Here is an 11,580-nt window from a genome sequence, read left to right as displayed (position 1 = left end):
GATTTATTAAGATGGATTCGTCAGTTGCTGGCGGATCCATTTTATATTTTCAGGACTGAATAACTTTTCTATATTGACCCAAATTGGATGAAAGCCATAGCCACCATGCTTCATCTCATTGAGCGCATCTTCAGTCGTCCAATTTTCAAAAATAATCCGATACATCGCAATACTGGCACCTGTTCGGTCAGAGCCGTGATAACAATGAATCAATGCTTTTTGCTGATGGTTCTTCGCTTGTTGAATGGCTTGCATCACCTGTAATAAATCTTCACGTGAAATGGCCCATGTATTGATGGGGATATGCACCAACTGAAATTCCTTCGGACTCAGATGTTGTGGATCGCTATCTCTACTGCGTAAATTAATCACCATGTGTATATCTTGTGCTTTTAATGTAGAAATAAGGTTTGCACTGGGTTGCTCACTGCGGTAAACAAAATCGCTGATTTGATAAAGATTATATTGAGCATCAATTGCAGTTCCCCAATGCTGAGGACGTTGTTGATCGGGCCAAGTTGTCGTTGTAATACAGCCTGATAAACTAAAGGTTAAAATGGAAATTATTAATATATTTTTCATAGGGTTTTATAACGTGCCAATTCAACTGGATCATGTGCGCAAATAATTTCAATATGATTTTCTGTTTGAGCCAATATCTGGATTTTCTTGAGGTTGTCTATGCGTTGTCGGTTGTCGACAGCGAACAGACGTTCTAATTGATTCAAGGCTTTTAGGGAAGATTGAGGGTTGAGTTGGAGGTGAGAGTAGTAGGCATCCCCACAAAAAAACAGCCAGCCTTCAGCTTGCCGAATAGCAATGCCACAATGTCCAGTGGTATGTCCTGCTAAAGGAATCATTAAAATATCATCTTGAAAGATAGAAAAACCTTGTACACGGTGCAAATTAAACCAATTTTCACCGCGAGTTGGTTCTAAAAAATTCCAATATTTGTGCTGCTGAAATTGTTGGGGTTTATAACGGGCTTTATTTTTAAGTGAATTTAAGTTTTGCGTTGCATTGTATTCATTTGACAAGACATGCACGGTGGCCTGTGGAAAATCTGAAATTCCTCCTGCATGATCAAAGTCTAAATGAGAGATTAGAATGTGTTTTACATCTTTGGGGCTAAAGCCAAGTTGTTGAATTTGTGCAATTGCAGACAATTCTAAATGATGTTCAATACGACCAAAGCGTGCCACAAAGCTCCCTAAGCGCTGTTTGGTATGTAGGTAATCTTGAATACCTAAGCCAGTATCTACCAGTACAAGCCCTTGATCGGTTTCTAATAGCAGACAATGGCACACTACTGTAGCCAAAAAATGATTTTGCCCAAACAATGGCCCGCAGACTGGACACATGGTGCCACAGTGCAAATGATGAATTTTATAAATCACAGTCATATTTTTTTAAAGATTTTATTCTTTATAGCTGATGCAGAAAATTTCACCAAGTGGAATTTGTTTGGGCTATGTAAGTTGTCGCATAAAATGCATGTAAAAAGCCTGTTCGAAAACAGGCTATAGACATTATCAAGATAGGCTCGTCATGCATCTTGAAGGCTTTTGATCTTTTTTATTCAGGCTGAGGCGTAAGACGTAAATAGGGTTTTACGGCTTTATAGCCTTTTGGAAAACGTTGTTGAATTTCTGCTTCATCTTTTAAAGAGGGTACAATTACCACGTCTTCACCTTGTTGCCAGTTGGCTGGGGTGGCAACTTTGTGGTTGTCGGTGAGTTGTAATGAATCGACAACCCGTAAAATTTCATGGAAATTACGACCTGTAGATGCCGGATAAGTGATGATTAATCGGACTTTTTTATTCGGGTCAATAATAACCAAAGAGCGAACAGTGAGGGTTTCACTGGCATTTGGGTGAATAAAGTCATACAGCGTAGAAACCTTGCGGTCTTGGTCTGCAATAATGGGAAAATTTACGGTGGTGTTTTGCGTTTCATTAATATCGTTAATCCAGCCTTTATGGGATTCAACATCATCAACGGATAACGCAATGGCTTTTACGCCACGTTTTTCAAACTCATCTTTTAGTTTTGCGGTATAACCCAGTTCCGTGGTGCAGACAGGGGTGTAGTCAGCAGGATGTGAAAATAGAATGCCCCAGCTATCACCTAAATAGTCATAAAAATGAATATTTCCTTCACTCGATTCTTGGGTGAAATCGGGAGCGGTATCTCCTAAGCGTAAACTCATCTTCGTGCCTCATTATAGATTTTATGTATGGTGGTAAGGATTAATATGGCGTAGTTTTATGCGAAGGGAAATACTATTTTTGAATTTCTTTATGAATAAAATGAAAAAGATATTGTTGAAAATGGTTAAATATTCATAAAACTCATTCGGCCTTGACTATATACGCTGTATAAAATTTGCTACATTACTTTGCCTTAGGTTACTCGTGCTGAAATGAGAGATGAGATTTTTTTAATGGGTTTTTGTGCAAAGCCCTTGTACTTCAAATTTCAAGCACCATAATAACGACTAAGAAAACATATTCATTTGACAAGCAAGATTTAGAGAGTCTATTCATGTTGGCAAGTCTGATCGGAGGTATCTTCGGTACAAAAAATGAGCGCGAACTCAAACGCATGCGTAAAATCGTAGATAAGATTAATGCGCTCGAGCCGACGATATCTGCACTAAACGATGCAGACCTATCTGCAAAAACTGAAGAATTCAAACAACGCTATAACAAAGGCGAAAGCTTAGATAAATTAATGCCAGAAGCATTTGCGGTTTGCCGTGAAGCGGCCAAGCGTGTCATGGGCATGCGTCACTATGATGTACAGTTGATTGGTGGTATCACACTTCACGAAGGTAAAGTTGCAGAAATGCGTACTGGTGAAGGTAAAACTCTCATGGGTACGTTGGCGTGTTATTTAAACGCCTTGAGTGATGAAGGCGTTCACGTGATTACCGTGAACGACTATTTGGCGCAACGTGATGCTGAACTTAACCGACCATTATTTGAATTTCTAGGTTTAAGCATTGGTATTATTTACTCAATGCAAGATCCGACTGAAAAAGCCCAAGCATATCGTGCAGATATTACTTACGGTACCAATAACGAATTCGGTTTTGATTATTTGCGTGACAACATGGTTTTTTCTCTTGCAGAGAAAAAACAGCGTGGCTTAACTTATACCATTATCGATGAAGTCGATTCGATCTTAATTGACGAAGCACGTACACCGTTGATTATTTCAGGTCAAAGTGAAGACTCTTCACAGCTTTATGCTGCTATTAATTCAATTCCGCCGACATTGCGTCCGCAAAAAGAAGAAAAAGTCGCTGATGGTGGACACTTTTGGATTGATGAAAAGCAACGTACTGTAGAAATGACTGAAATTGGTTATGAAACAGTCGAAGATGCTTTAATTCAAATGGGTTTATTGGCAGAAGGCGAGAGCTTATATTCTTCTGCAAACTTAAACTTGGTTCACCACGTGTCTGCGGCCATTCGTGCGCATTATTTGTATCAACGCAATGTGCAATACATCATCAAAGATGGTGAAGTGATTATTGTTGATGAAAATACGGGTCGTACCATGCCCGGCCGTCGTTGGTCTGAAGGTCTGCATCAAGCAGTAGAAGCCAAAGAAGGTTTGGAAATTCAACCAGAAAATCAAACTTTAGCCACGACAACCTTCCAGAACTATTTCCGTTTATACAAAAAACTTTCAGGCATGACGGGTACAGCAGATACTGAAGCTGCCGAAATGAAAGAAATTTATGGTTTAGATGTGGTGTTGATTCCAACACATCGTCCAATGATCCGTAATGACCAAAATGATTTGATTTATTTAAATCGTAACGGTAAATACAACGCGATTATTCAAGAAATTCAGCGTGTGCATGAAGCAGGTGTTGCACCAATTTTGATTGGTACAGCAACCATTGAAGCGTCTGAAATTCTGTCGGATAAATTGAGAGAAGCAGGCATTACACATGAAGTGTTGAATGCGAAACAACATGAGCGTGAAGCTGATATTATTGCCCAAGCGGGTTCGCCTCGTGCAGTAACCATTGCCACGAACATGGCAGGCCGTGGTACGGATATTTTGCTCGGTGGTAACTGGAAAGCGACGCTGGCTAAAATTGCAGAGCCAACCGCTGAAGATGAAGCGCGTTTAAAAGCAGAGTGGGAACAAAGCCATGAAATGGTTTTAAACTCTGGTGGTTTACACATTATTGGTTCTGAACGTCACGAATCACGCCGTATTGATAATCAGCTTCGTGGTCGTGCAGGCCGTCAGGGTGATCCGGGCGTTTCACGTTTCTATTTATCTCTTGAAGATGATTTGATGCGTATTTTTGCGGGTGATCGTGTAGTTGCGATGATGCGTGCAATGGGCTTGCAAGAAGATGAAGCCATTGAACATAAAATGGTGTCACGTTCAATTGAAAATGCACAACGTAAAGTTGAAGCACGTAACTTCGATATTCGTAAAAACCTATTGAAATATGATGATGTAAATAACGAACAACGTAAAATTATTTACTCTCAGCGTGATGATATTCTTGCTGAAAAATCATTACAAGAATACATCGAAGGTATGATCAGCGATGTTATGAAAGGCGTGATTGAGGTGTATATTCCACCTGAATCTATTCATGATCAATGGGATATTGACGGACTGGAAAAAGCACTACGCGAAGATCTATCGGTGGATTTATCTATTCATGAATGGTTGGAACAAGACCGTCGTTTAGATGAAGAAGGTTTGGTTGCACGTATTACCGATGAAGTTCTTTCACGTTATCACGCACGCCGTGAGCAAATGGGCGAAGAATCTTCTGCACAGTTGGAACGTTACTTCTTATTAAATGCACTCGACCGCCATTGGAAAGAACATTTAGCGGCGATGGATTATTTACGTCAAGGGATTCATTTACGTGGTTATGCACAGAAAAATCCTGAGCAAGAGTACAAAAAAGAAGCCTTTAATTTGTTCGTAAATATGCTGGCAGTGATTAAATCGGATGTCGTGACTGACTTGTCGCGTGTTCATGTACCAACAGCCGAAGAACTGGCAGAAATGGAAGCACAGAAACAAGCACAAGCAGATGCGATGCACTTGAATTTGTCTCATGCTGAATTTGATGGTTTATTGGCCGACGATGTTACTGAGGTTGATACACAATTCTATCCAGTTTCAGGTGATCAAGTCATTTCAGCGCCTGAAAGTCGTAATTCGCCTTGTCCATGTGGTTCAGGTCTGAAATACAAGCAGTGTCACGGTAAAATTTAATTGATACTGAAGGAATCAGAGCCCTCGTGCTCTGATTTTTTTATGGGTATGAAAATATCAAGTACGTAATAGTGTTTGCAGTTCGACAAATTAAGTGTTATTTAGTTTCGTATTGATAACCGGAAAACGGAATAGACAATGAAAAAAGTATTACAGCCATTCATGATTATGGCGCTTGCAATGCCTACTTTTGTATTTGCAAATTCGGCTCAAACGACAACTCCTGGAAAAGTAAAACAGGCCATTGGCCCAACGACAGCACAAGTACAAGTGGGTGCAGACGGACAGATTACCGTTGCTAGCCCACGTACAGGTATTCGCTATACCTTTGCAGATCCGAACCGTCCAATTGTGATGCAAACTGTTGCAATTACTGCAGCTAACTCTGCAAATGCAGACCGAATTGTGGCATCAAATCCTGCATTATCAGATGCCAGTCAGCAAAAAGCCAAGCAAGCATTATTAAATCAAACGGGTCAATTGGCGCGTAATTAATCTTGTGATTTGTAAGTAATAGAAGCCAGTCTTATGACTGGCTTTTTTGTATTTAAAAACAGGTTTAGAAAAACTGGCGAAAAATAAGCTGGGTGCTCGATTTTTGAAGCATTTTGAACTAAGCTGTATTTTTCTTCATTAACTGTAATGGATATTTAAAAATGGCCGTGGGTGACGTAACAATGCCGCAAATGCATGCGGTAAAAGGGGTTAAAATTGGTTCTGCTGAAGCGTATGTACGCTATCAGAACCGACGTGACCTCGTCATTTTTGAATTTTCAGAAGGTACTCATGTTGCGGGTGTTTTTACGCAAAATGCATTTTGCGCAGCGCCTGTACATATCTCAAAAGCCCATTTAGAAGTAACCAATCCACGCTATTTGGTCATTAATACCGGCAATGCCAATGCGGGTACGGGCAAAATGGGTATGATCAATGCACAAGCGGCTTGCGCCAAATTAGCAGAACTGGCAAGTGTGCAGGAAGTAGAAGTTTTACCATTTTCAACGGGTGTGATTGGTGAACAACTTCCAATTGATCGTTTAGTTACGGGGTTACAACCAGCCTTAGATTCTCTTAAAGCAGAGGCTTGGTTAGATGCTGCAACAGGTATTATGACCACGGATACCACGCCAAAGGGTGCATCTGAACAGTTTGAACTGGATGGTGTGACTTACAGCATGACCGGTATTTCTAAAGGTGCGGGGATGATTCGCCCGAATATGGCCACCATGCTGAGCTATGTTGCAACCGATGCACCAATCAGCCGTGATTTAGTACAACAACTGCTTAACAATGCGGTGAATGTTTCATTTAACCGGATTACGGTGGACGGTGATACATCCACCAATGATTCATGCATCTTTGCGGCTACGGGACAGGCAGGTGGTTCCGAAATTACTTCTCAAACTGATGCACGTTATGCCGTGGTTGAAGACGTATTGACACGTGTCATGAAGCGTTTGGCACAGTTAATTATCCGTGATGGCGAAGGTGCAACAAAATTCATTACCATCGCGGTAGAAGGTGGTGGAAATACTCAGGAATGTTGTGATGTGGCGTATAGCATTGCACATTCCCCTTTGGTGAAAACGGCAATCTTTGCTTCTGACCCAAATTGGGGGCGTATTTTGGCCGCCATTGGTTATGCGGGTGTACCAAATTTAGATGTTGAACACATTCAAGTGTGGTTAGGCGATGTGCAAATCTGTAAAGATGGTGGTGCCGCCACGGATTATACAGAAGAAGCGGGTGCGCGCGAAATGTCAAAGTCTGAAATTACAATTCGTGTAGACTTGGGGCGTGGTCATGCTCAAGACACGGTATATACCTGTGACTTGTCCTACGACTATGTGAAAATTAATGCAGATTATCGCTCTTGAGTTTTAAATGATTTTAAAAAGCCTCCGTTGTGAGGCTTTTTTATAAAAATAGCTTTCTAATGACTGGTCAAAATAACCAATATGTCATTTTTGATAGCTAAGTTAGATGCCGTCCAGCAAATGGTGTGGACACTAAGGACAGAGAAAATTTTGTTATGAACGACTCAAACAACTTAATTGCCAACGAAGCAAAATCTATCGTGCAAGCGCATTTGGACCAATTGGGTGAAACAAAGGCACATCTTTTAAGTCAGGAAGCGAAGCTTGAAAAATTTGCATTGATTCAAGCAGAATTAAAAAAGCGCAATGCTGTGCTGGTGGCGCATTATTATTGTGATCCTGAAGTTCAAGAGTTGGCTGAATTATCAGGCGGTTGTGTGTCTGACTCTTTAGAAATGGCGCGTTTTGGGCGTGATCACGAGGCAACAACACTGGTGGTTGCTGGGGTGAAATTCATGGGTGAAACCTCAAAAATTTTATCGCCAGAAAAAACAGTGTTAATGCCAACTTTAGAAGCCACTTGTTCTTTAGACTTGGGTTGTCCTGTTGATGAATTTACCGCATTTTGTGATGCTCACCCAGATTACACGGTTGTGGTCTATGCCAATACATCTGCAGCCGTTAAGGCACGTGCGGATTGGGTCGTTACTTCTAGCTGTGCAGTGGAAATTGTAGAGCATCTAGATAGTTTGGGTGAAAAAATCATTTGGGCACCCGATCAGCATTTAGGGCGTTATATCCAAAAGAAAACAGGCGCAGAAATGTTGCTGTGGGATGGCGCATGTATTGTACATGAAGAGTTTCGTGCCCGCGGTATTGCCAATATGAAAGCGCTGTATCCTGAAGCTGCGGTTTTGGTGCACCCAGAGTCTCCTGAGTCGGTTGTTGATATTGCAGATGCTGTAGGCAGTACCTCTCAGTTAATTAAAGCGGCGCAAACCTTACCCAATGAACACTTAATTGTGGCGACAGACCGTGGTATTTTTTATAAAATGCAACAAGCTGTTCCGAATAAAATCCTTGTTGAAGCACCAACAGCGGGTGAGGGTGCAACATGCCGTTCGTGCGCGCATTGTCCTTGGATGGCCATGAATGAATTAGATGGTATTTTGCAGGTTTTACAGCAAGGCGATCAGGAAATATTCGTTGATCCAGCGTTGTCAGAGCGAGCTAAATTGCCTTTAGACCGCATGTTGGGCTTTAGTGCCAATCTAAAACGTTAAAATTTGATTAAAAAATGCTTAAAGTGCTTGCTAAATAAGCAGTTGAGGTGGTTTTTTGATTTTTTTTAAAGATAGGTGTTGACGTCTTAAGGCGTCACGCCTAGAATGCACACCGTACCGCATGATATGCGATACGGTAAAGCTGAGATGAACGGAGCATGGCGCAGTCTGGTAGCGCACCTGGTTTGGGACCAGGGGGTCGTAGGTTCGAATCCTACTGTTCCGACCAATTCTTCAAGGCAAAGGGATTTATGATATTAAGTATCATTGTTCATGCGCCTGTAGCTCAGTAGGATAGAGCATCCGCCTTCTAAGCGGATGGTCACAGGTTCGAATCCTGTCAGGCGCACCATTTTGGTGGCTTGGTATGTAGAACCCAATGTGTAATGGTGGATGTAGCTCAGTTGGTAGAGCCCTGGATTGTGATTCCAGTTGTCGCGGGTTCGAATCCCGTCATTCACCCCAACTTTAAAAGTTGAAATCGGAGCATGGCGCAGTCTGGTAGCGCACCTGGTTTGGGACCAGGGGGTCGTAGGTTCGAATCCTACTGTTCCGACCATTTATTAAAATGGTCAATAAAGGATACCGCGAAAGCGGTTTTTTTATGCCTGAAATTTGACAATATAATCTTGTGATAAATAAAAAAGCCCCCGCAATGGAGGCTTTGTGAATAAAATTCCTATTAAGGAATAATTGTAATATTCACCCGTCTATTTTTCGCCCGATGTTCATCTGTATCATTATCAACCAAAGGTTGCTCTGCACCTCGGCCAATAATGTGAATATTCTGTTGCTGGAAGCCATTGGCTAGGAATATTGTTGCAACACTTTGTGCGCGCTTTTCTGAGAGCTGTTGGTTATAACTGGCTTGGCCGATATTATCAGTATGTCCTACAAACTTCACTTTTTCTAATTGATAGGCATTCAATTGCTTTGAAAGGGTTGCTAATTTATGTTTTTGATTTTCCTGAATTTGGAAATCATCAAAATTAAATAGCAGACGTTCAGGCAGGGCCAGTGTCCATCCCTCATTACTCAAGACAAAACCTTCTTTCTTGAGCATATGTGCTTGTTTGTAGCTTAGGTTTCCTAAGCTCATACATGCAGTTAAGACTGTGCTGAGGGTGAAAATAGAAAAAATGATGAATGTTTTTTTTAACATGTCGAGCCTATGGTTTGCTTGGATTGTGGGGAGATATACCACTTTTCATTCAGTTTCTTTGCTTTGGATAGCGCATGATCAACGCTCGCAATTAAATCTTCAGGCGTTTTGGCAAGCTGTACCAATGCGATACCCATATTGATGTTTAACGAGATTTGATGCTGTTCATAAACAAAGGTTGATGTAAAACACTCTTGAATACGCTGACAGTGTGATTCAATTTCGACTGTGTTGGTGACATTGGGAATGATTAGCGCAAATTCATCTGCACCTAATCTTGAAAAAAATGCATTTGATGGCAAAATTTGTTTTATACAGTATGAGGATGCACGTAAAACGGCATCTCCTGTTAAGCGCCCAAATTGAGTATTTACTTTGCTAAATTGATTTATATTTAAAAAAATTATCGCCGCGTTTTGTGGTTGTGGGCTTTCAAAGAATTTAAATAATACTTCGTAAAAATAACAACGGTTAGGGAGTAAAGTCAGTAGATCGTGTTTGGATTGATGTATAAGTTTGTCATTTTCAGAGATTAAATTTTGATTGGATTGTTCAATTTCACTTAATAAGCCGTTAAAGGCGGTACTAAGTACTTGGAGTTCTTGAATATCTGAGTTTGAAACCCGTAAATTATAGTTTTTTTTGATACTTATGGTTCGTGCGGATTCGACAATTGATTGAACAGATTGCATTAAATACTGATAGACCGAATTAACTGACCAATACACCGCGACCAAAAGTAAAAGAAAACCAATCAATAACGCCAATAAAATTTTATGAAAAAAACTGACCAGTTCGGAAGAATTACCATAGACCATTAAATTGCCATAAAGCTTTTGATCGTGACGAATTTCCATGCGAATGGGCTGATGGTAAAACACATAGTCAAGAAAGGATTGGCTAGAAAAATATGTAAAATTACTTTGCTTAGCGTGCGCCAAAACTTGATTTTGTAACGAACTGATTTCAATATAGCGAATCGGGTACTGCTGAACATATTCGGTTAGGATTTGATTCATGGTGATCTGGTCATTGAATACCACAGCAGGTTGAACTCTTTCATTTAGTGTTGCAGTTAAAATTTTTAAGCTACTTTTCGCATAAGCATTCATGGTGTAGGTTGAAATAACCAAAAAAATAGCTGAGCAGATGGTAAAGGTTAAGATAAAGATCGTGAGTTGGGAGCGTGTGAAGAGTTGATGTAATGTTATTGGCTTATAGAGCTGTTTCATTCTTTAGGCTCCGTAGGCTTTGCAAGCAATAGGACACGCGGATCAATATGTACTTTGGATTGCGTAAGGCTGTCTAAATTTACTTTGAATGCGATATTTTTATTGCGCTTATATAGGCAGAAAGTACTTCCAATTTCGCAATCAGTATTATTGATACTCATAGAGAGCGCTGGAAAGTTCACAGCTGTATTTAGCAGATGTTGTTCTTCTTTAGGTGATAATGTTGAGAAGATTAAAACCTGACAGAGTGAATGTTTGATATCGGTAGTCTGAATAGCTGAAATTTTGTAATTGGTATGCTCTGGTTCATTGTTTCGAAATTGTTGCGACAAAGTGGGGTTATTGATGACACATATTTCAGGTGTTGGTGTATTCCATTTTGCATAGCTTAGAATGGAAAATGTAGTGTTATATAGGTTGGTGGTCGGTGCAGCATAAACACTACTACATAAGCATAAAATGACAGTAGGGAAGAGAAATGCACTTTTTTTTAGCTTATAAGCCATGTCAAAGTAATGAAATAAATGTGTGAAAATAAGTGTATCTAAGTTTTAAAAATAAACCTAGCGCTAAAAATAGTCTATAAACGCGCATTTTTGCGGAATAAATAACCATTCGAGTTATTTTTAATAAAATAATTAAAAAAGGGGGTTGTGTTGGATTGGGAATACTGTAGAATGCACATCCATCGGCGGTGATGTTGATTAAAACTTGTTGAGAAACAAGGGGTTGGCTTAAGGGTTAATTCTAAGGATCTTGAAGGAGTTTGAAAATAATCAATAAAACCTGTTGACTATTCTCTGAAAGAGAGTAGTA

10 protein-coding genes and 4 tRNA genes are annotated in these 11,580 nt (G+C 40.3%); 8 read left to right on the top strand and 6 right to left on the bottom strand.

From position 1 onward, the window contains the following. Nucleotides 1-6 precede the first annotated feature (6 nt). From BBP83_RS03240 to BBP83_RS03230, 3 genes are all read right to left on the bottom strand, one after another. Nucleotides 7-582 (bottom strand): dual specificity protein phosphatase family protein, encoded by a 576-nt coding sequence (locus tag BBP83_RS03240; RefSeq protein WP_068885981.1) that lies wholly within the window; start codon nt 580-582, stop codon nt 7-9. Beyond that, nucleotides 579-1,397 carry an MBL fold metallo-hydrolase gene (locus BBP83_RS03235; protein WP_068886022.1) on the bottom strand — a complete coding sequence of 273 codons (819 nt, stop codon included), beginning with the start codon at nt 1,395-1,397 and terminating at the stop codon, nt 579-581. The genes BBP83_RS03240 and BBP83_RS03235 overlap by 4 nt, the downstream gene beginning before the upstream one ends. A 178-nt stretch (nt 1,398-1,575) precedes the next feature. Then, nucleotides 1,576-2,211, bottom strand: a complete 636-nt coding sequence (locus tag BBP83_RS03230; RefSeq protein WP_068885980.1) for a peroxiredoxin — start codon at nt 2,209-2,211, stop codon at nt 1,576-1,578. 335 nt (nt 2,212-2,546) lie between these two features. Between BBP83_RS03230 and secA the strand changes: the two genes are divergently transcribed. The 8 genes from secA (at nt 2,547) to BBP83_RS03190 (ending at nt 8,929) form a co-directional block, all read left to right on the top strand. After that, nucleotides 2,547-5,270, top strand: a complete 2,724-nt coding sequence (gene secA, locus BBP83_RS03225) for a preprotein translocase subunit SecA (RefSeq protein ID WP_068885979.1) — start codon at nt 2,547-2,549, stop codon at nt 5,268-5,270. A gap of 138 nt (nt 5,271-5,408) precedes the next feature. Further along, complete coding sequence (locus tag BBP83_RS03220) at nt 5,409-5,765, top strand: hypothetical protein (protein WP_068885978.1); 357 nt, start codon at nt 5,409-5,411, stop codon at nt 5,763-5,765. 161 nt (nt 5,766-5,926) lie between these two features. Continuing rightward, the gene (gene argJ, locus BBP83_RS03215) at nt 5,927-7,147 is read left to right on the top strand and encodes a bifunctional glutamate N-acetyltransferase/amino-acid acetyltransferase ArgJ (protein ID WP_068885977.1); all 1,221 of its coding nucleotides are present in this window, start codon (nt 5,927-5,929) and stop codon (nt 7,145-7,147) included. A gap of 155 nt (nt 7,148-7,302) precedes the next feature. Next, nucleotides 7,303-8,370: a quinolinate synthase NadA gene (nadA, locus tag BBP83_RS03210; RefSeq protein ID WP_068885976.1), complete on the top strand. Its 1,068-nt coding sequence runs from the start codon at nt 7,303-7,305 to the stop codon at nt 8,368-8,370. Nucleotides 8,371-8,522: 152 nt separating this feature from the next. Next, nucleotides 8,523-8,599, top strand: a tRNA-Pro gene (locus tag BBP83_RS03205). Between the two features lie 46 nt (nt 8,600-8,645). Next, nucleotides 8,646-8,722, top strand: a tRNA-Arg gene (locus BBP83_RS03200). Nucleotides 8,723-8,759: 37 nt separating this feature from the next. Beyond that, nucleotides 8,760-8,835: transfer RNA gene (locus tag BBP83_RS03195), tRNA-His, on the top strand. Between the two features lie 17 nt (nt 8,836-8,852). Beyond that, nucleotides 8,853-8,929: transfer RNA gene (locus BBP83_RS03190), tRNA-Pro, on the top strand. Nucleotides 8,930-9,052: 123 nt separating this feature from the next. Here BBP83_RS03190 and yfiB read toward each other — a convergent pair. Genes yfiB through yfiR form a run of 3 tightly spaced genes read right to left on the bottom strand, consistent with a single transcriptional unit; the run spans nt 9,053 to nt 11,270 of the window. Further along, nucleotides 9,053-9,532 carry an outer membrane lipoprotein YfiB gene (gene yfiB, locus BBP83_RS03185; RefSeq protein WP_068885975.1) on the bottom strand — a complete coding sequence of 160 codons (480 nt, stop codon included), beginning with the start codon at nt 9,530-9,532 and terminating at the stop codon, nt 9,053-9,055. Continuing rightward, nucleotides 9,526-10,764, bottom strand: coding sequence for a diguanylate cyclase DgcN/YfiN (gene dgcN / locus BBP83_RS03180; protein WP_068885974.1), 1,239 nt, complete (start codon nt 10,762-10,764; stop codon nt 9,526-9,528). Before dgcN ends, yfiB begins: the two co-directional genes overlap by 7 nt. After that, entirely contained in the window at nt 10,761-11,270 is a 510-nt protein-coding gene (gene yfiR / locus BBP83_RS03175; RefSeq protein ID WP_078055387.1) for a regulatory sequestration protein YfiR, read from the bottom strand. Before yfiR ends, dgcN begins: the two co-directional genes overlap by 4 nt. Between the last annotated feature and the right edge of the window lie 310 nt (nt 11,271-11,580).

This window comes from Acinetobacter celticus, from assembly GCF_001707755.1.
In the GTDB taxonomy this organism is placed as follows: domain Bacteria; phylum Pseudomonadota; class Gammaproteobacteria; order Pseudomonadales; family Moraxellaceae; genus Acinetobacter; species Acinetobacter celticus.
The sequence above is the reverse complement of the archived record's forward strand: the minus strand, read 5'-3'. Positions and strand labels throughout refer to the sequence as shown.